The 19,843-nt window shown below is 67.7% G+C and carries 15 protein-coding genes, 1 tRNA gene and 1 pseudogene; 8 read left to right on the top strand and 9 right to left on the bottom strand.

Features of this window, described 5'->3' with window-relative positions:
• Positions 1-525, bottom strand: a pseudogene (locus tag AC1D1S_RS05795) (HNH endonuclease); the annotation flags it as partial.
• A gap of 317 nt (positions 526-842) precedes the next feature.
• Here AC1D1S_RS05795 and AC1D1S_RS05790 point away from each other — a divergent pair.
• Both AC1D1S_RS05790 and AC1D1S_RS05785 read left to right on the top strand, forming a co-directional pair.
• Entirely contained in the window at positions 843-2,027 is a 1,185-nt protein-coding gene (locus AC1D1S_RS05790; protein WP_476943322.1) for an NAD(P)-dependent alcohol dehydrogenase, read from the top strand.
• The gene (locus AC1D1S_RS05785) at positions 2,024-2,452 is read left to right on the top strand and encodes an HIT family protein (RefSeq protein WP_028276083.1); all 429 of its coding nucleotides are present in this window, start codon (positions 2,024-2,026) and stop codon (positions 2,450-2,452) included. The genes AC1D1S_RS05790 and AC1D1S_RS05785 overlap by 4 nt, the downstream gene beginning before the upstream one ends.
• A gap of 58 nt (positions 2,453-2,510) precedes the next feature.
• Here AC1D1S_RS05785 and hrpA read toward each other — a convergent pair whose 3' ends face one another.
• Together hrpA and AC1D1S_RS05775 are read right to left on the bottom strand one after the other, a co-directional pair.
• Positions 2,511-6,551, bottom strand: coding sequence for an ATP-dependent RNA helicase HrpA (gene hrpA / locus AC1D1S_RS05780; RefSeq protein ID WP_476993941.1), 4,041 nt, complete (start codon positions 6,549-6,551; stop codon positions 2,511-2,513).
• 177 nt (positions 6,552-6,728) lie between these two features.
• Entirely contained in the window at positions 6,729-6,896 is a 168-nt protein-coding gene (locus AC1D1S_RS05775) for a hypothetical protein (RefSeq protein ID WP_164468553.1), read from the bottom strand.
• Positions 6,897-6,988: 92 nt separating this feature from the next.
• Here AC1D1S_RS05775 and AC1D1S_RS05770 point away from each other — a divergent pair, with 92 nt between their 5' ends.
• Positions 6,989-7,954, top strand: a complete 966-nt coding sequence (locus tag AC1D1S_RS05770) for a GlxA family transcriptional regulator (RefSeq protein WP_028276082.1) — start codon at positions 6,989-6,991, stop codon at positions 7,952-7,954.
• A 24-nt stretch (positions 7,955-7,978) separates the two neighbouring features.
• Here the strand turns inward: AC1D1S_RS05770 and AC1D1S_RS05765 are convergent, their stop codons facing one another.
• From AC1D1S_RS05765 to AC1D1S_RS05740, 6 genes are all read right to left on the bottom strand, one after another.
• Positions 7,979-8,275, bottom strand: a complete 297-nt coding sequence (locus AC1D1S_RS05765; RefSeq protein WP_243181242.1) for a protealysin inhibitor emfourin — start codon at positions 8,273-8,275, stop codon at positions 7,979-7,981.
• A 41-nt stretch (positions 8,276-8,316) separates the two neighbouring features.
• On the bottom strand, positions 8,317-9,390 hold the full coding sequence (locus tag AC1D1S_RS05760; protein ID WP_243181243.1) for a M4 family metallopeptidase: 1,074 nt from the start codon (positions 9,388-9,390) through the stop codon (positions 8,317-8,319).
• 171 nt (positions 9,391-9,561) lie between these two features.
• A tRNA-Arg gene (locus AC1D1S_RS05755) sits at positions 9,562-9,634 on the bottom strand.
• Between the two features lie 179 nt (positions 9,635-9,813).
• On the bottom strand, positions 9,814-11,463 hold the full coding sequence (locus AC1D1S_RS05750; protein ID WP_476993940.1) for an FAD-dependent oxidoreductase: 1,650 nt from the start codon (positions 11,461-11,463) through the stop codon (positions 9,814-9,816).
• Positions 11,460-12,332, bottom strand: a complete 873-nt coding sequence (locus tag AC1D1S_RS05745; protein WP_476945365.1) for an FAD:protein FMN transferase — start codon at positions 12,330-12,332, stop codon at positions 11,460-11,462. Before AC1D1S_RS05745 ends, AC1D1S_RS05750 begins: the two co-directional genes overlap by 4 nt.
• Positions 12,333-12,354: 22 nt before the next feature.
• A complete protein-coding gene (locus tag AC1D1S_RS05740; RefSeq protein ID WP_018775690.1) occupies positions 12,355-12,792 on the bottom strand; it encodes an FMN-binding protein in 438 nt (145 codons plus the stop codon).
• 196 nt (positions 12,793-12,988) lie between these two features.
• Here AC1D1S_RS05740 and argS point away from each other — a divergent pair, with 196 nt between their 5' ends.
• Genes argS through thrB form a run of 5 tightly spaced genes read left to right on the top strand, consistent with a single transcriptional unit; the run spans position 12,989 to position 19,550 of the window.
• On the top strand, positions 12,989-14,653 hold the full coding sequence (argS, locus tag AC1D1S_RS05735; RefSeq protein WP_476993939.1) for an arginine--tRNA ligase: 1,665 nt from the start codon (positions 12,989-12,991) through the stop codon (positions 14,651-14,653).
• Between the two features lie 5 nt (positions 14,654-14,658).
• Entirely contained in the window at positions 14,659-16,137 is a 1,479-nt protein-coding gene (gene lysA, locus AC1D1S_RS05730; protein WP_476945363.1) for a diaminopimelate decarboxylase, read from the top strand.
• Positions 16,138-17,454, top strand: a complete 1,317-nt coding sequence (locus AC1D1S_RS05725; protein ID WP_459385204.1) for a homoserine dehydrogenase — start codon at positions 16,138-16,140, stop codon at positions 17,452-17,454. It begins immediately after the preceding gene.
• On the top strand, positions 17,455-18,561 hold the full coding sequence (thrC, locus tag AC1D1S_RS05720) for a threonine synthase (protein WP_028276075.1): 1,107 nt from the start codon (positions 17,455-17,457) through the stop codon (positions 18,559-18,561).
• A 2-nt stretch (positions 18,562-18,563) separates the two neighbouring features.
• Positions 18,564-19,550 (top strand): homoserine kinase, encoded by a 987-nt coding sequence (thrB, locus tag AC1D1S_RS05715; protein ID WP_243181251.1) that lies wholly within the window; start codon positions 18,564-18,566, stop codon positions 19,548-19,550.
• The last annotated feature ends 293 nt before the right edge of the window (positions 19,551-19,843 follow it).

Below are 19,843 nucleotides of genomic sequence, written 5' to 3'. Positions count from 1 at the left end.
GTAGGCGGCGGCCCGGGCCGCGGCGACCAGGGACCGGTCACCGGCACCGGCGAACGTCCCGGTGTCGGGCGCGAGTTCCTCGTCGACGGCGGCCCGGTCGGCGGCGGTCAGGGAGGCGGTTTCGCGCACGAGCAGGGTGGCGCGCCATTCGTTCAGCTGCCCGGTTTCCAGGGCGGTGAGGGTGTGGGGCATTTCGGTCACGAGGGCTTTGGCCAGGCCCAGGAGCCGGCCGCCCTTGGCGGGTGATTCGCGGCGGGCGAGGGCGATCTGCGCGCCGACACCGGTCCCGAGTTCCTTGGCCGGAACCCCGGCGGCGGCTTGTTCGCGGCGTTGGAGCAGGTCGAACGCCACGGCGTGCCGGGCCTGTTCCGCGGACGCGGCGGACTTCCAGTCCTCCAGTTCCCGGATCCGGTCAATGATTCCGGCACTGCCGGTCGCTGAGCGGACGGCAGAACCTGGTCCCGCTGCGGCGGCGAAGGATCTGGCGCGACTTAGGCCGCCGTCGCCGTATCCTGCTTGAACCACTTCGGGCCCCTAATTGCCGTCCATGAATCCAGTGTTTCAGGGACCCCCGACAATAATGGCCGCAGGGGTCCGCCCCGGGTGCCAACTGCCCGGCGGCGGCCAATTCGTTAGCGAATGATGGCGGCTGTCGGTGCGGAAGTCTTGGACGCATTGAGTATCCGGCCTTCCGGCCAGTTGCTCGGACGGCGTCCCTAGAGTGCCCCCCGGTTCGTTGACGCACGACCAGTTGGGCAACGTGCCCGACCTGAACGACGAGCCGTCGCCAGCGAGCCACCCCAAAGTGGAATACATCCCGGGACCGGGGGTAGCGTCAACGTATGACACCTGGACGTCCCGTACCCCCGCCCCTTGCCAAGCCGCTGCCGGATTTGGACACCACAGACACCAAATCCGCCACCGCGGACAGCGCCGCTCAGAAGGCCGGCCCCACTCTCGCTGCTGCGTACGGTGCCACCTCACCGGACAGCGGGCTTGTTCCCTTGACCGTGTCCCGACGGGCGCCGAAGGCGGACGACGTCGAGATCGCCGTCGAATTCTGCGGACTGTGCCACTCGGACGTGCACGCCACCCGGGGCGAATGGGGCGGCGACACCTACCCGTTGATCCCGGGCCACGAGATCGTCGGCCGGGTCACCCGGCTCGGTTCCGCCGTCGACGACTTCACGGTGGGTGAGCGCGTGGGCGTGGGCTGCATCGTGGACTCCTGCCGAGAGTGCGAGAGCTGCCTGGACGGCCTCGAGCAGTACTGCGAAAACGCCGCCGTGGGAACCTACGGGGCGAAGGATGCCCGCAACGACGGCGCCATCACCCAGGGCGGGTATGCCACGTCGATCGTGGTGGACCGGCACTATGTCCTGCGGGTGCCGGAAGCCCTGGACCCCGCCGCCGCGGCGCCCCTGCTGTGCGCCGGCATCACCACATATTCGCCCCTGAACCACTTCGAGGTCGAGGAAGGCGACGTCGTCGGCGTCGTCGGACTGGGCGGCCTCGGCCATATGGCCGTCAAGATCGCCAAGGCCATGGGCGCCGAGGTCAAGGTCTTCACGACGTCGGAGAACAAGTTCGACGCAGCGCGCGAGCTCGGCGCCGACGACGTCATCCTCTCCACCGACCCGGCCGCGATGGAAGCCGCGAACCGCAGTATCGACGTCATCATCGACACCGTCGCCGCACCGCACGACCTCAACCCCTACTTCCGCACCCTGGGCCTGGACGGCGTGCTGTTCCAGCTGGGCCTGCCCGCCGAAGCGATGCCGCCAGTCAACCCCGGGGTGCTGATCCGGCGCAGGATCGCCTATGCGGGTTCGCTGATCGGCGGCATCGCCGAGACGCAGGAGATGCTGGACTTCTGCGCCGAGCACGGCGTGGTGTCCGACGTCGAGGTGGTCGGCGCGGACCAGCTCAACGAAGCCTACGACCGCATGGTGGCAGGCGACGTCAAGTACCGTTTTGTCCTGGACGTCAGTACCCTGGGGTCCCCGGCAGAAAAGGCGGACGCATGAGCACTCTCTTCACCAAAATCATCAACGGCGAGATCCCGGGCCGCTTCGTCTGGCGCGAGGACGACGTCGTGGCGTTCCTGACCATGGGCCCGCTGGCCGACGGGCACACGCTCGTGGTGCCCACCGAGGAAGTGGACCGCTGGACGGATGCCTCGCCCGAGGTCCTCGGCCGGGTCATGGAGGTTGCCCGCAAGATCGGCGCCGTCCAGGTGGAGGTGTTCGACGCCGCCAGGGCCGGGCTGATCGTGGCCGGCTACGAAATCAACCACATGCACGTCCATGTGTGGCCATCGAACTCAATGGCGGACTTTGATTTCGGCTCCGTGGACCAGCACCCGGATCCGGCCACGCTGGACGCCAACGCGGAGAAGCTCCGCGAGGGCCTGCGCACGGCCGGCCACGCGGAGCACGTCCCGGCCGCCTAGGTCCCGCCCGGACATTCCCGGCCGCCAATGCTGGCGCCGGCGCAGCACCCTCAGGGGTCTACGCCGGCGCCAGCACTTTGTTAAGCGCGGCCCGGATACGCTTTTCGGACACCGAATAGGCGGTCCCGAGTTCGACGGCGAAGAGGCTCACTCGCAGTTCCTCGATCATCCAGCGCACGTGGGTTAACTCCGCGCCCGCCCGCCGCCCGGGCAGCAGCGCGGACACGGCGTCGTCGTAGTCGTCCTCCAGGGCCTGGACAGCGGCCATGTGTTGGGCGTCCCGCTGGACGTTGCCCGGCAGCTTCTCGAGGCGCTTTTCGATCGCCGCGAGGTAGCGGGGCAGCTGGCTGAGCTGGGCGTAGCCCGTGCGTGCCACGAAGCCCGGATACACCAGCTGCTCGAGCTGGCTCTTGACGTCGTTGAGCGCGCTGATCAGGGCCAGGCTCGTGGTGCCCTTGAGCTGCTTTTCGATCCGGCGGGTGCTGGCCAGGATGCGTTCGACGACGGCAGTGACGGTGAAGACGGTGTCGATCAGCTCCGCCCGGACGCTCTCGTAGAGCGCCTTGAACGAGGCCTCGTCCCACGGCAGCGGGGCCGGCGTGAGTTTGTCGATGGCGGCCAGGGCGCAGTCGGCGATCAGGGCGGCCACAGAACCGTGCGGGTTCTGGCTGAAGGTCAGTTTCTCGGTGTTGTTCAGGTGCTCCAGGACATAGCGGTCCGGCGGTGGCACTTTCAGGGCCAGGAGCCGGATGACCCCGCCGCGCATGGCTTCCTGCTGTTCCGACGGCGTCTGGAACAGCCGCAGCGCCACGGACGTTCCCTCGTCCACCAGAGCCGGATAGCCGGTGACGGTGTGCCCGCCAACGGTTCCCTGGACCTGGCGTTGGACGGTTCCAAAGGTCCAGTCCTTGAGCTCGGACATTTCGGTGAACCCGCCCGGCGCCGCGGCAGCGGCCAGGGCGGCCGACGGGGACGCGCCGGCCTGTGATGAACGCGCGCCATCCCTGCCGTTCGCGCCGGCTTTCGCCTTTGCCGCGGCATTTCCCTTGGATTGGGGTGCCGTGGTGCCCGGGGTGGCACCGAGGGATTCCGCGATGGCCCGCCGGGTGGCCGGGGCCAGCCGCTCCTGCAGCGCGTTCAGGTCCTTGCCCTCATCCAGCAGCTTGCCGCGGGAATCCACCACGCGGAAGCTGACCCGCAAATGCGATGGCACGGCGTCCCAGTTCCATGAGCCCGGCGGAATGACCTGTCCGCGGATCCGGCGCAGCACCAGTTCCAGCGAGGGTTCGAGCTCGTCCGTGGCGGGATCGAAGTCCGCTTCCAGCGCCGCGACGGCCTGGCGGGCCACGTCCGGGGCAGGAACGAAGTTCTTGCGGATCTGCTTGGGCAGCGACTTGATGAGCGCCGTGACGAGTTCCACGCGCTGCCCGGGGATCAGCCAGCGGAACGCGGCGTCCTCGAGCTGGTTCAGGAACAGCACCGGCACCTCGGCGGTGACGCCGTCGGATGGATTTGGCGGCGAACCGGGCGCGACTGGATGGAACTCGTAGCTCAGCGGCAGCTCGAAGCCCTTGTGCAACAAGGTCTTGGGATAGGCCGAATCGTCCAGGGCCGCGGCGTCCTCGCTGATCAGCAGGGACTGGTCGAAGTCGAGCAGCGTGGGATCCTGCTGCCGTGCGTCCTTCCACCACTTGTCGAAGTGCCGCTCCGAGACGACCTCCGCGCCGATCCTGGCGTCGTAGAACTCGAACAGTGTCTCGTCGTCCACCAGGATGTCGCGGCGCCGCATCCGGGCCTCGAGCTCCTCGATTTCGTGCAGCAGCGCGCGGTTGCGGTGGAAGAACTTGTGGTGGGTCTGCCAGTCGCCTTCTACCAGGGCATGGCGGATGAAGAGCTCGCGGCAGAGCTCCGGATCCACCTTGCCGTAGTTGATCCGCCGGCTCGGGATGATGGGCACGCCGTAAAGCGTGACCTTTTCGTGGGCCATCACCGCGCCCATCTTCTTGGACCAGTGCGGCTCGCTGTAGCTGCGCTTGACCAGGTCGGGGGCCACCTGTTCGGCCCAGAGCGGATCGAACTTCGCCGCGACGCGGGCCCAGAGCCGGCTCGTCTCCACGAGTTCGGCGGCCATCACGAACGTGGGTGATTTCTTGAACAGTGCCGAACCCGGGAAGATCGCGAAGCGGCTGCCGCGGGCGCCGGCGTACTCGCGCTTGCGCTCGTCGAGGATGCCGACGTGGCTCAGGAGCCCCGAGAGCAAGCTGATGTGGATGCCGTCGTGGTTGCCCACCGGATCGGCAAGGCGCTTGTTGTCCAGGCTGATGCCCAGCGGCCGGGCCAGCTGGCGGAGCTGGGCGAACAGGTCCTGCCACTCCCTGACCCGCAGGTAGTTGATGAATTCGTTGCGGCAGAGCCGGCGGAACGCCGTGGAGGACAGTTCCTGCTGCTTCTCCTGCAGGTAGTTCCACAGGTTCAGGTAACCGGTGAAATCCGAGTTTTCGTCCCGGAAGCGGGCGTGCTTCTCCGTGGCGAGCTGCTGCTTGTCTGTTGGACGCTCGCGCGGGTCCTGGATGGTGAGCGCTGCCGCGAGGATCATGACCTCCCGGACGCAGCCCCGCTTTCCGGACTCCACGATCATCCGGCCGAGCCTGGGGTCCACCGGCAGCTGGGCCAGCTGCTGTCCGACGGCGGTGAGCCCGCTGCCGGGACGGCCGGAACCGCGGCGCTGCCCGCCGTCGCGCTGCCCGCCGTCGTCCGTTGGCTCCTGCCGCGCGGYGGTCAGGGCGCCGAGCTCGCGCAGGAGGCTGACGCCGTCGTTGATGGCGCGCGAATCCGGCGGCTCGACGAAGGGGAAGTTCTCCACGTCCTTCGGTCCGCGGGCCACGCCCATGGCGGTCATCTGCAGGATGACGGCCGCGAGGTTGGTGCGCAGGATCTCCGGATCCGTGAACAGCGGCCGCGACTCGAAGTCCTCTTCGGAGTACAGCCGGATCGCGATACCGTCGGAAACGCGGCCGCAGCGGCCCGAGCGCTGGTTGGCCGAAGCCTGGGAGACGCGCTCAATCGGCAGGCGCTGGACTTTGGTCCGGTGTGAGTAGCGCGAGATCCGGGCCGTGCCGGTGTCGATCACGTACTTGATGCCGGGGACCGTCAGCGAGGTTTCGGCGACGTTGGTGGCAAGTACGATCCGGCGCTTGCTGCCGGGGTGGAAAACTTTGTGCTGCTCCTGCAGGCTCAACCGGGCGAAGAGGGGAAGGACCTCGGTGCCCGCGAGGCGCCGGTTGGACTGGATGCGGGCGTTGAGGGCCTCCGCCGCGTCGCGGATTTCGCGCTCGCCGGAGAAGAAAATCAGGATGTCGCCGTGGGCTTCCAAGGCGAGCTCGTCGACGGCGTCGCACACCGCGTCGAGCGGGTCGCGGTCCTCCTCGAGTTCGTCGTCCGCGGCGGCACCTTCTCCGTCACCATCTTCGGCGCCGGTGCCGCCGGCCGGCTGGGAAAGCGGCCGGTAGCGGATTTCCACCGGGAAGGTCCGGCCCGACACCTCGATGATGGGGGAGGGCTCCTCGTCGCTGCCGAAGTGCTTGGCGAAGCGCTCCGGATCGATGGTGGCCGAGGTGATGATGATCTTCAGGTCCGGGCGCTGCGGCAGGATGCGCTTGAGGTAGCCGAGGATGAAGTCGATGTTGAGGCTGCGCTCGTGCGCCTCGTCAATGATGATGGCGTTGTACTTGCGCAGCAGCCTGTCGCGCTGGATTTCCGCCAGCAGGATGCCGTCGGTCATGAGCTTGACCTTGGTGGACCGGCTGACCTCACCGGTGAAGCGGACCTGGAAACCGACTTCCTGGCCGATTTCGACGCCGAGTTCCTCCGCGATGCGCTCGGCCACGGTGCGGGCCGCGAGCCGGCGGGGCTGGGTGTGGCCGATCAGCCCGTTCTCGCCCAGGCCGAGCTCAAGGCACATCTTGGGGATCTGGGTGGTCTTACCCGAGCCGGTCTCGCCGGCGATGATGGTCACCTGGTTGGCCGCGATGGCGGCCATAAGATCTTCGCGGCGCTCGGAGACCGGCAGCTCGGCGGGGTAGGAAATATGCAATGTCATGGCTGGAGACAGTCTACTGGGGTGGACTGTCCGCTGGGGTGGCGGAGGCGGATATCGGGTCCGGCTGTCCGGCCGCGTTGTTCAATTCGCGTTGTTCCGCTGTTCAGCCTCGGCGCATGTTGAGGGCCCGGCTGGATGACCGGGCCCGATGGGCGTGTGGACTAAGCGTGCGCGGACTTAGATGTTCCGCATCGTGTAGTTGATGCTCGGCAGGTCCCGGGCCATCCAGTATTCTTCCGAGCGGACGGGCGGAGTGTGGCCGAGGCCATCCTTGCGGAGGGCGGAGATCGTGGCGGTGACGCCGGCAAGAACCAGGATGATGAGGGCGATTCCGAGGAGTTCCATACCTCTATGGTTCTCCGGTCCGGGCCCTTAAAAAAGTGGCAGAAATGCCCAAAAAGCTATAATTTCTGCCACTGTTCTGTCAGGATGGAATCATGATCAAATCAGTGGCAATGATCGTGGTTCCCAACTTCTCGATCTTCGAGTTCGCGACGGCTTTCGAGGTCTTCGGCATCGACCGCTCGGACCGCGGAAACGGCGTGCCCGCGTTCGATTTCCGCGTCTGCGCGCCCGAGCCGGGCGACGTCCCGCTCAAGTCCGGCCTATCCATGCACGTGGGTCTCGGGCTGGAAGCAACTGCGGACGCCGACCTGGTGGTGATGGCGCCGTACGGCCGGGACGAAGACGTTCCCGACTCCGTCCTGGAGGCGCTGCGGGCCGCCCACGCGCGCGGTGCGTGGGTGATGTCCATTTGTTCCGGGGCCTTCGCCCTGGCTCGGGCGGGCCTGCTCGATGGCCGCCGCTGCACCACGCACTGGCATTACTCCCAGGAACTGGCCACCCGGTACCCCGCTGTCCTGGTGGATGAAAACGTCCTCTACGTCGAAGACGGCCGGATCATTACCAGTGCCGGCACGGCCGCAGGGATCGATGCCTGCCTGCACCTCGTCCGCGTTGAGTTCGGCGCCAAGGTGGCCGCCGCCATCGCCCGGGACATGGTGGTCCCTCCGCACCGGGACGGCGGCCAGGCCCAATACATCGACCGGCCCATTCCGACGTGCGGCTCGGAGCCCATGGAGCAGCTGCTGCAGTGGATGGTCCGGCACCTGGACGAGGAACACGCGGTCAACGAACTGGCGGCCCGGGTCCATATGTCGCCGCGGACGTTTGCGCGGCGCTTCCGCGCGGAAACGGGAGCCACTCCCGCGGCCTGGCTTAATTCCCAGCGGGTGCTGCGCGCCCAGGAGCTGCTGGAGAGCACGGAGCTCAATATCGACGAAATCGCAAGGGAGTCCGGGTTCGGGCATTCGGTCCTGTTGCGGCACCACTTTGCCAAGGCGCTGGACACCAGCCCGCAGTCCTACCGGCGCACGTTCCGCGGGCACCTGGCCACGGCATAGCGGGCCTCGGCCCGGCAGCAGCGGCTAGCCAAAGCCCGGCGACGCCGGCCCCTCAGCGGCGGCCCGGGCGCATTCGACGAGGTCGCGCCACGGACCCGTCAGCGCACGCTCCGGCAGGACCGCCCGGCGCTGATCGGCCCGGATGCTGTACATGAACCGGTCCGGCTGGCCGGTTGTCCCGTTGATTCCGGCGACGTCGTCCCACGGGCAGGCCTCGATCAGCGGCTGCCACCGGTCGGTGTCTTCCGGCGGCTCGGGCCGGACGGTCCACGTCCTCTTCATTCCGGCCACGCCGCCACTGCGCTGGACAGTTATCTTCATCGGACTCGGATCTCAATTGGACTCGATTTGCGGGGCTTGGCTTATCGCCGGGCCCCCGGGAACTTTACTTTCACAGTTTCCCACGCGGAGCGCACGGCGTCATGTTCCTTGGAATCGTCCCCGAACAGCTCCTTGGCAGAGGCTGCAGTGGCCTTGGCGAAGGCGCCGAACGTGGCGGTGGGGGACAGCGTGCCGCCCGTCAGCGTCTCGTACCAGATCTGTGCCGGCGCGTCCCAGGCATTGCCACCCAGGGCAGTGGCCACCAGACAGAACGCACGGTTGGGGATACCGGAGTTGATGTGCACGCCACCGTTGTCCGCGCTGGTGCGCACGTAGCCGTCCATCGAGTCCGGCTGCGGGTCCTTGCCGAGCACGTCGTCGTCGTATGCCGTTCCCGGAGCCTTCATGGAACGCAAGGCGGCCCCCTGCACCTGGTCGGTGAAGAGGCCTTCGCCGATCAGCCAACTGGCCTCCGCCGTCGACTGCTTCCGGACATACTGCTCAACGAGGGCCCCGAAGACGTCGGACATCGATTCGTTCAGGGCGCCGGCCTGGTTGCGGTAGACCAGCCCAGCGGAGTACTGGGTCACGCCGTGGGTGAGCTCGTGCCCGATGACGCTCAAGGATTTCGTGAACCGCTCGAAGACCTGGCCGTCACCGTCGCCGAAGACCATTTGCTGGCCGTCCCAGAAAGCGTTGTCGTACAGGCGGCCATAGTGGACCGTGGCATCAAGGTGCAGGCCTTTGCCGTCGATCGAATTGCGTCCGAAGGCTTCGGCGTAGAGGCGGTGGGTGTGCCCCAGCCCGTCATAGGCCTCATCGGCGGCGGGGTCGCCGGTGGGCGGTTCGCCTTCTTTGCGGACCACGCTGCCGGGCAGCTTCTCGGTGGACTTGGCGTCATAGACCGTCCGTTCCGGCGGGGACGGCTTGAGTTCCCGCAGGCCCGGACGGCTGCCGGGCCCTGGCACTGTGCGGGAGGCCTGGAAGCTCGGGACGTGTTGCAGGGCCTGCTTTGCCCCGTGGGCGGCCCTGGAGAGCTCCGGCTTTTGCTGTGCGGCCAGCCTGCGGAGCAAATAGGGCGGAACGATAGAACAGGACGGAGTTGGATAGAACATGTGAGACCCCCTTCACGCTTCGGAGCGGGCAGGGTAGCCCGCCACCGATGAAAACAGCCTACGAGGGAGCACCGACAATCGGCAGGGGCAATGCCGCTGGTTTTCCGCGGTCTTTTGGCGGGATTCAGGGCACAAAAAACCCCGCCGTTTCAAACGGCGGGGTTTTGTTCGTGCCCTCGATTGGAATCGAACCAACGACCTTCTGCTCCGGAGGCAGACGCTCTATCCCCTGAGCTACGAGGGCATCCAGGGATCCTGCCGTTGCGGGCGGGACGTCCTAGAGCTTAGCAGGAAGTTGGCCTCCAACGGAAAACCATGGAAAACGGTCGCTCATTTATAGCGTCAAGTGGAGTCAAGCGGCAGTCAAACGTGTCCTGGGTGCGTGGCAAGTCCAGCGAATTGGCCGGCGGTTCCGTAGCCGGCTCAGTAGCCAGTGAACGTATCCACATGGACCCGCCGGGCGCCCGCGCCACGTGCCGCGGCCCGCAGCGATCGCACACTGGCGGGCGAGCCGGAGACGAAGACCACCCGGCCGCTGATGTCGGGGACCAGCTCCTTGAGGGCCGCCGCATCGATCCTTCTTGAACCTGCGTCCTGCATGAACGCCGGCGGCGCCGAACCGTCCGCAAGCCGCGCCAGGACGCGCGCCCCGGAGCGCTGCAGCTCCTCGGCGTAGGCCAGCTCGGCGGCATTCTTGGCCAGGTACAGGAGGACAACGTCGCGGTCCCCGGACGGGGTTCCGGCGGACACCGCGGCCAGTTGGGCCATGTAGGGGGTGATGCCGATTCCGGCCGCGATGAGCAGCACGGGGGTGGCCGGGTTCCGCGGCAGGAGGAAGTCGCCGTTCACAGTGGTTGCGGTGAGCCCGTCGCCCGCTTCAAGGGCCAGCAGCGAGCGCTTGGCTGACGACACCGGCTCCGCCGTCCCCACCCCGATCGTCAGCAGGGAGGCGTCGGGCGCGCTGGTCAGGCTGAACACGCGCCGGATTCCCTTCCCGTCACCCTTGCCGGCCGACTTCCCGTCACGTTTGCCGGGGGCCTTGCCGTCACCCTTCCCATCGCCCCTGCCGTCATCCTTCCCGYCGGTCGTGTCCGGGGGCAGGTGCAGCTCCAGGGCCTGTCCGGGAGCGAAGCGCACCGGACGTTCCGGGCGGAAGCTGAATTCCGTCGTCGTCGGCGTCAGCGGACGGCTCGCGAGGAACGCCAGCCGGACCCCGCCCCGCTGTCCGACGGCGAAGGCAAGCGCGTTGCCCGCGAGCAGCGCCAGCTCGGGGGAGTTGGCCACAAACCCCAGGTTGTAGGGGACGGCAAACAGGGCCCCGACGACGGCGGCCAGCGCCAGTTGCTGCCAGCGCCGCGGGGGCAGGGTGAGCGGCTCGGTGAGCATGAACCCGACGAAGAACAGCACCGGCCGCTGCGCGAGCGTCTGCCACAGGGCCTCGGGGAGATCCATCCCGGCCTGGAGCAGATCCGCGGCCACGATGGACACGGCAACCACGGTGAAGACGGCGGCCATGGCGGACTTCCGGGTCCGGTAGAGCACCAGCAGCACCCCTGGCATCACCAGCCAGAGCATGGCCGGCGTCGCGGCCCACCAGGTGGCAATGTTGAGCCCGGTCAGCCCGGCCAGGAACGCGCCGGCCGCGGCCGGATTGAAGATGTGCCGGCCGCGCCAGGCCAGCGCATACTTCGAGGCCGAGGCCAGGACGCAGGCCAGGGCGACGCCGGCGATCTCTGCCAGCTGGAGGCCCTGGGTCGGCTGGCTGGGCCAGAAAAGCTCGCTGGGCCAGAAAAGGAAGTACAGCAGCAGGCCGGTGATGAGGGAGGATTCCGTGTGCGGCCGCACACGGAACAGGGCGGCCAGCCCCTGGCTGGAGGCGTACGTCAGGCCAAGGCACAGGGCAAGGTGGGTCAGCATTTCCGGCAGCCCGAACGTCAACCAGCCCAGCACATTGAGCAGCAGGCTGTAGCCGGCCAGGACGGCCAGGACCCACAGCACCAGCCGGTACATCGTGAGCCGGCCCAAGGCGGTGTCCAGCCTCGAGCCAAGGGCGGTGGTGGTGATGGCAGTCATGAGAACAGGGCCCCTTCGAAGTCGGCTGAATATTCCGCGTGCCCGTCCGCATACACCGTGAGCCAGGCGCAATCGAACTCCTGCTCCAGCCGCGGACCGTCGACAAAGAACAACGCAGTGGCCAGCGCATCGGCCACCATCGCGGTCCCGGCCATGGCCCAGCAGGCGACAACGGTACGCACCGGAGCTCCCGTGGTGCCGTCCAGGACATGATGGAACCCGTCGCCCCAGGCGCGCCGGTTGGCGGCGGAAGCGCACAGGGCGCCGGCCCCCAGCTGGACGGTGCCGATTGCCCGGGTGGGATCGTAGGGGTGCTCGAGGGCAACCACCACCGGATCCGGCCCCGGATTCAGCAGGTCCCCGCTGGCATCGATGAAATGCCCGGCGCAGCCGCCGTCCCGGAGCCGGGCGGAGAGCAGATCCGCCAGCTGGCCCTTTCCGGCCGCGCCGACGTCGATCACCGCCGGAACCGTGGTGGTCAGCGCGGTGCCCTGCCAGTCCAGCGCATCCTCCCACCGGGGCGCGGGAAGCGGCGCGCCGCCCGGGCGCAGGGTGTAGGTGGCGTCGTAGCCCAGTCGCTCCAGGCTCCCGCCGATGAGCGGGGTCATCGCACCCTCGGTGAGCCGGTACAGGGTGCCGTACAGCGCGCCCAGGGCGGCCCCTTCGGCGGGCAGCTCAATGCGGCCAGGCGTCCGGGCTGCGTCGGCAATGAGCGAATCGGGGCGGAACCGGGACCACGCGGCGTCGTACTCCTCCACCGTGGCGAGCAGGCCACGGCGGAGCTCGCCGGAGAGCCGGGACGGGGTGGAAATCTCCCAGCGGGTCCCGATCCCGTCAAAGCTGAAGTGCGTCCAGCCCGGATGCGCCACGATTCCTCTGTCCCTCGCTGCGCTATTGGGCCTGTGACTTGATCTTCGCCACGGCCTGGTTGAAGCCGCCGCTGGTCAGCGAGGATCCGGCCACTTTGGAAACCTTGATCTCGTCAAGCTTCTTGCCAACAACCTGGGACTGGATGCCGCCGGCGAACTCGCCCTGGAACTTTCGGGTGTTCGGATTCGAGGGGTGCTGCGTGATCTTCACGTCGGACACGGCACCGCCGGCCAGCGTCAGTTCCACGCCCACGGTCTCAGTGCCGTTGGGGGAGGTGTAGTTCCCGTCGGCGCTGTACGTGCCGTCCTTGTAAGAACCGGTACCTGCAGCGGACTCGGATGCCGGGGGCGCGCCCTGTGCGGCCGGGGCCTGGGCCGACGGGGCGCAGCCAGCCGCTGTTCCGGCCACGGAGAGGCCAGCAATGCCGACGAGGACGCTTTTGCGGAAGGCGGTATTCATGCGGGACTCGATTCTTTGCGGGGATCGGACAGCGAACAATGTGGAGGCATGACAGGGTTGCAGACGTTGAATTCAGGGTAACGGTTCACCCTGGGCGCGAGGCCTTGATGACCTCGGGCCTTCCCGTAACCGGCCCCGACGTCATGCCGGGACGGCAGATTCCGCCGCACTCCGGGCCCACCGGTAGGCTAGAAGTGTGACCCCAGAAGAACTCTCCCTCGCCATATCCGCCTGCCTGAAGGACGCCGTCGCCGCCGGTGACATAGCCCTCTCCGCGGCCGACATCCCGGATGAGGTGCGCGTGGAGCGCCCCAAGAACAGGGACCACGGGGACTGGGCCACCAACGTCGCCCTCCAGCTGGCCAAAACGGCGGGCACCAACCCGCGGGAGTTCGCGTCCGTCCTGAGCGCCCGGCTCAAAACGATCGACGGTGTGTCCGCGGTGGACATTGCCGGCCCCGGCTTCCTGAACATCACCGTGGACGCCGCTGCCGCCGGTGCCCTCGCCAAGGCGATCGTCGAGGCCGGTGCGGCCTACGGCACCAACACCGCGCTCGCCGGGCACACGGTCAACATGGAATTCGTCTCGGCCAACCCCACCGGCCCGCTGCACATCGGCCACACCCGCTGGGCCGCCCTCGGCGACGCGATCGCCCGCGTCCTCCGGGCCTCCGGTGCCGACGTCACTGCCGAGTACTACATCAACGACGCCGGTTCCCAGATGAACGTGTTCGCGAACTCCGTGTTCGCCAGGCTGCACGGCCGGGACGTGCCCCAGGGCGGCTACCCGGGCCAGTACATCGCGGACCTCGGCCACGAGGTGCTCACCGAACACCCGGACATCCGCGAACTCACCGAAGTGGCGGCCCTGCCGGTGATCCGGGGCGCCGCCTACAAGGCGCAAATGCATGACATCAAGCAGACGCTGGCCGATTTTGGCGTCGACTTCGATGTCTACTTCTCCGAGCAGGAGCTCCACGACGCCGGCGCGATCGAGGACGCCGTCGCCCGCCTGCGCGAACAGGGCCACGTGTTCGACGACGGCGGCGCGGTCTGGCTGCGCACCACCGACTTCGGCGATGACAAGGACCGCGTGATGGTCCGCGCAAACGGTGAGCCCACGTACTTCGCCGCCGACGCCGCCTACTACCTGTCCAAGAAGGACCGCGGCTACACCGAGAAGATCTACCTCCTCGGCGCCGACCACCACGGCTACATCAACCGGCTCAAGGCCATCGCGGCAGCCGCCGGGGACGACCCCGAGGTCAACATCGAGGTCCTGATCGGCCAGCTGGTCTCCGTCAACGGCGCCAAACTGTCCAAGCGAGCCGGCAACATCATCGAGCTCAAGGACCTCATCTCCTGGCTCGGCAAGGATGCCGTCCGGTACTCGCTGGCCCGGTTCCCCGCCGATTCGCCGCTGACGCTGGACCCGGAGCTGCTGAAGAAACACAGCAACGAAAACCCGGTGTTCTATGTCCAGTACGCCCACGCCCGCTCCCGCGGCGCCGCCCGCAATGCCGTGGCCGCCGGCGTGGAGCGCCGTGTGGACGGCATAGACAGCTTCAACGCTGCCCTGCTGGAGCACCCCACCGAAAACGAGCTGCTCTCGCACCTGGGCAGCTATCCCTCGATCGTGGCCAAGGCCGCCGAGCTGCGCGAGCCGCACCGCGTGGCCCGCCACCTCGAAGTGATCGCCGGCGCCTACCACCGCTGGTATGACGCCTGCCGCGTGGCGCCGCAGGGCGAGGAACCCATCACCGACACCAACCGCACCAGGCTGTGGCTCAATGACGCCACCAGCCAGGTGCTGGCCAACGGACTGGAACTGCTGGGCGTCTCGGCGCCGGAACGGATGTAACCGCCATGACCGCGAATTCAGGACAGTCCCCGCTCGCCCCGGACTGGCTCGAGGTCCCCGCCGACCTCAATGCCCTCCACGAACCGCTGTGGGCGGGCGGTGTTGCGCGCAACGACGACGGCGAGCTCACCATCGAGGGGCTGACGGTCAGTGAGCTGCAGCGCCAGTACGGCACGCCGCTGTTCGTGCTGAGCGAGACAGACTTCCGGGCCCGGGCCCGGGCGTTCAGCGACGCCTTCAACGACGCCTTCGCCGATATTTGCGGGGGAGTGGACGTCTACTACGCCGGCAAGTCCTTCCTGTGCACCTCCGTGGTCCGCTGGGTCGAGGAAGAGGGGCTGCGCCTGGACACGGCGTCCGGCGGCGAACTCGCCGTGGCCTTCCGCGCCGGCATCCCCGGCGCCGACGTCGCCCTGCATGGGAACAACAAGTCCGACGGCGAAATCCACCGGGCGCTGGACATGCAGCTGGGACGGATCGTGGTGGACAGCCTCGACGAGCTCGAACGCGTCGCGGCGATCGCCGCCAACCGGGGCGACACCGCCAGGGTGATGCTGCGGCTGACCCCCGGAGTGCACGCCCACACCCACGAATTCATCGCCACGGCCCACGAGGACCAGAAATTCGGCCTGTCCATGGCCGGGGACTCCACGGATCAGGCCGGACTGTCCGCCGCAGAGGAAGCCGTGGCCGCGGCCACCGGGCACGCCAGCATCGAACTGCTGGGCCTGCACTGCCACATCGGCTCGCAGATCTTCGAACCGGACGGCTTCGCCCTCGCCGCCGAGAGGCTGCTCGACTTCCTGGCAGCGATGCAGTCGAAGTACTCCATCGTGTTGCCCGAGCTTGACCTCGGCGGCGGCTACGGCATCGCCTACACCCCCGTGGACACCCCGCGCCCGGCCGCCGAAATCGCGCAGGCGATGGCCGCCGTCGTCCGTTCCAAATGCGCTGCCCTCGGCATAACCGCCCCCCGGATTTCGATCGAACCGGGCCGCGCGATCGTCGGAAGCACCACCTTTACGCTGTATGAGGTCGGCACGCTCAAGACCGTCCGGGTGGATTCCCCGGCCTCTGCTGGTGCCGCGGCCGGCCGCGACGGAGCCGGGGACGTTACGCACCCCCGCCGCTATGTGTCGGTGGACGGCGGGATGAGCGACAACCCCCGGCCGGTGCTGTACGACGCGGATTATTCGGCGATTCTCGCCTCGCGGAGCTCCGACGCGGCGCCGCAGCTGTCCCGAGTGGTGGGCAAACATTGCGAGAGCGGCGACATAGTTGTTAGAGATGTATATCTGCCCGAGGACGTGGCAGCCGGTGATCTGCTTGCTGTACCGGGGACCGGCGCCTACTGCTGGGCCCTGTCAAGCAACTACAACTATCTGGCCCGGCCGGGCGTTATCGCTGTCAGCGACGGATCTGCCCGGCTCATTGTCCGCGGGGAAACCGAAGAAGATTTGCTCAACCGCGACATGGGAGTCTGAATGTCTGAATTGCGAACCCTGAAAGTGGCCCTGCTGGGCTGTGGCAACGTTGGGGCCCAGGTTGCGCGGATTCTCATTGACGACGCCGACGCCCTGGCCGCGCGCACCGGCGCCCGGCTGGAACTGCAGGGCATCGCGGTGCGCAACCTCGATGCCAAGCGCGACGTCGAGCTGCCGCGGGAGCTGTTCACCACTGACGCCGAAGTCCTCGTCAAGGACGCCGACGTCGTCATTGAACTCATGGGCGGCATTGAGCCGGCCCGGACCCTGATCCTTACCGCCATGCGGCACGGTGCCTGTGTTGTCAGCGGCAACAAGGCGCTCCTGGCCCAGGACGGCCCCACACTGTACGAGGAAGCGGACAAGGCCGGGGTGCAGCTGTCCTACGAGGCCGCCGTGGCCGGCGCCATCCCCATCCTGCGGCCCATCCGTGACAGCCTGTCCGGCGACCGGATCACCCGGGTGCTCGGGATTGTCAACGGCACCACCAACTTCATCCTCGACCAGATGGACTCGACCGGCGCGCAGTTCGCCGACGCGCTGGCCGAGGCCCAGCGCCTGGGCTACGCGGAAGCCGACCCCACGGCCGACATCGAAGGCTACGACGCCGCCGCCAAGGCCGCAATCCTCGCTTCGCTGTCCTTCCACACGCGGTTTGCCCTGGAAGATGTCTCCTGCGAGGGCATCACGTCGGTCACCGCGGCGGACATCGCCGCCGCCAAGGAAGCCGGCTTTGTCATCAAGCTGCTGGCCATTGCCGAGAAACTGGTTGACGAGGACGGCAAAACCGGCGTCTCGGTCCGTGTCCACCCCACGCTCCTGCCCCGCGAGCACCCCCTCGCTGCTGTCCGCGGTGCATTCAACGCCGTCTTCATCGAAGCCGAGAACGCCGGCGAGCTCATGTTCTACGGCCAGGGTGCCGGCGGCACCCCGACGGCGTCCGCCGTGCTGGGCGACCTCGTCTCCGCGGCCCGCCGCATTGTCCTGGGCGGCCCCGGCCGCACCGAAACCACCACGGGGCACGTGCCATCGCTGCCCATCGACGCGGCCGTCACCAGCTACTACATCGGACTCGACGTCGCGGACCAGCCCGGCGTCCTGGCCAGGATCGCGCAGCTCTTCGCGGAGCACGGCGTGTCCATCGAAATCATGCGGCAGACCATTCACCGCGACGCCGACTCCAACGTGGAATCGGCCGAGCTGCGGATCGTGACACACCGTGCACGCGAAGCCGCACTTGCAGCAACCGTCGAGGCCGTCAGGCGCCTGGACGTCATCAATTCCGTCACATCCGTACTCCGGGTAGAAGGAGTCTAAGTGGCTCACCAATGGCGCGGTGTCATCCGCGAATACGCCGACCGTCTTCCTGTCACGGAAGCGACCAAGGTCATCAGCCTGGGCGAGGGCGGCACCCCGCTCGTGCATGCCCGCCACCTCTCCGAGCTGACCGGCAGCACCGTCTACCTCAAGGTCGAAGGCATGAACCCGACCGGTTCTTTCAAGGACCGCGGCATGACCATGGCCATGACGGCAGCGGTGGCCGCCGGCGCCAAGGCCGTGGTCTGCGCCTCCACCGGCAACACCTCCGCCTCCGCCGCGGCCTATGCGACGGCTGCCGGGCTGCAGTGCGCGGTGCTGGTCCCGGAGGGCAAGATCTCCATGGGCAAGCTCAGCCAGGCAGTCGCGCACGGAGCCACGCTGCTGCAGGTGGACGGCAACTTCGACGACTGCCTTGACATCGCCCGCAAGCTCGGCGAGTCCTACCCGGTGTTCCTGGTCAACTCCGTCAACCCGGCCCGGATCGAAGGCCAGAAGACCGGTGCCTTCGAAGTGGTGGATTCGCTCGGCGACGCCCCCGACTTCCATGTGCTCCCGGTGGGCAACGCCGGCAACATCAGCGCGTACTGGAAGGGCTACAAGGAATACGCTGCGGCGTTTGAGTCGCCCACCGCCGGGTCGCTGCCCGCCGTGTCCACCAAGACACCCGTCATGTGGGGCTTCCAGGCCGCAGGGGCGGCACCCTTCGTGGCCGGCCACCCCATCACCGAGCCCGACACCATTGCCACCGCCATCCGGATCGGCAACCCGGCCTCCTGGGACACCGCCGTGGCGGCCCGGGATGAATCCGGCGGCGTGATCGAGGCCGTCACGGACGAGGAAATCCTGTCCGCGCACCGGTGGCTCTCTGCCCGGGAAGGCGTTTTCGTGGAGCCCGGCTCCGCTGCCGGCGTCGCCGGGCTGATCAAGAAGCACGCGGCCGGGGAAGTGCCGGCAGGCAAGACGATCGTGATCACGGTGACCGGTCACGGCCTCAAGGACCCGCAGTGGGCTCTGCGCACCGAGGACGGCAGCGACGTGCAGCCGGTCAAGGTCTCCAACGACGTCGTCACCGTCGCCGCAGCATTGGGACTGGAAGAAAAATAACGTTGGAAACAACCCTCACCGTCCCGGCCGAATCAGCTGCCGGCTCCCCGGCCGTTCCGGCGGGCCAGCTGGTCACCGTGCGTGTCCCGGCCACGAGCGCCAACCTGGGCCCCGGGTACGACAGCCTCGGCCTGGCCCTCTCGCTGCATGACACGCTGACCGTGGAAACCCTGGCCAGCGGTGAACTCGAATTCGAGCTCAGCGGCGAGGGTGCCGAGTCCCTGCCCCGCGATGCGACGCACCTCGTGGTCAAGGCCTTGACCGAGGCCCTGCACCGCCTGGGGTTCCGGCACGAAGGCCTGCGGATCACGGCGGACAACGTCAACCCGCACGGACGGGGCCTGGGCTCCTCGGCCTCGGCCGTGGTGGCGGCCGTCAGCGCCGCCAATGCCCTGGTTCCGGAGGCCTCCCGGCGTGGCAGCGACTGGATCCTGCAGCTCACCAGCGAAATGGAAGGCCACCCGGACAACGTTGCACCCGCCATTTTCGGCGGACTGGCGCTGTCATGGCAGGACAGTGACCAGTACAGCAGCACGTGCGCGTCCGTGGCCGCCTCGGTGATCCCTGTGGTCGCCGTGCCCGACTACGAGCTCTCCACTGAGGCCGCCCGGGCCCTTTTGCCCGCTTCGGTGGGCCACCATGCCGCGGCCATGAACTCCGGCCGCGCCGCCCTGCTGATCCATGCCCTGACCACGAACCCGGAATTCCTGCTGCCCGGCACCGAGGACTACCTGCACCAGAGCTACCGCGCCGAGGCCATGCGGCCCAGCGCGGAACTGATCGGCGCGCTGCGCCGGGCAGGGCACGCCGCCGTCGTATCCGGCGCCGGACCCACCGTGCTGGTCCTGGCCAACGGCGAAGCGGAAGCCCGTGAGGTTGTGGACTTCATCGGCGCCCACACCGCGGGCAACACGCCGGAAGTGGGCTGGCGCGTGATGAAGCTGGCCGTGGACGTTGAAGGTGCTAAAGTGGAAGTGCACCGGCGGTAAATACGCAGGCGGTAAATTTGTAACCGTTGTAAGACCGCGATGTTGGCCACGTAGCCTCTCTCATCTTTCACTGCGCAATATTTTCCGGTGCCACCTGCTTTCGGTCTGACGCAGGAATCAGCAGAATTGATCTGCCCCCTGAAACTCAGCCCGCCGTTCCTCATTTCTCGGATCGTGCATGGTGAAGCAATATCCGGCCCTGCTGGCCGATATCCATCCGGCAAGGCCGAAATCCCGGCTGCAGATCTGAACTGCAGCCCAGATCAAATCACCGCGTCCAGCTCTTAGCCTGG

Source organism: Arthrobacter sp. P1_A5 (assembly GCF_056406825.1).
This window is presented reverse-complemented; position numbering and strand designations above follow the sequence as displayed.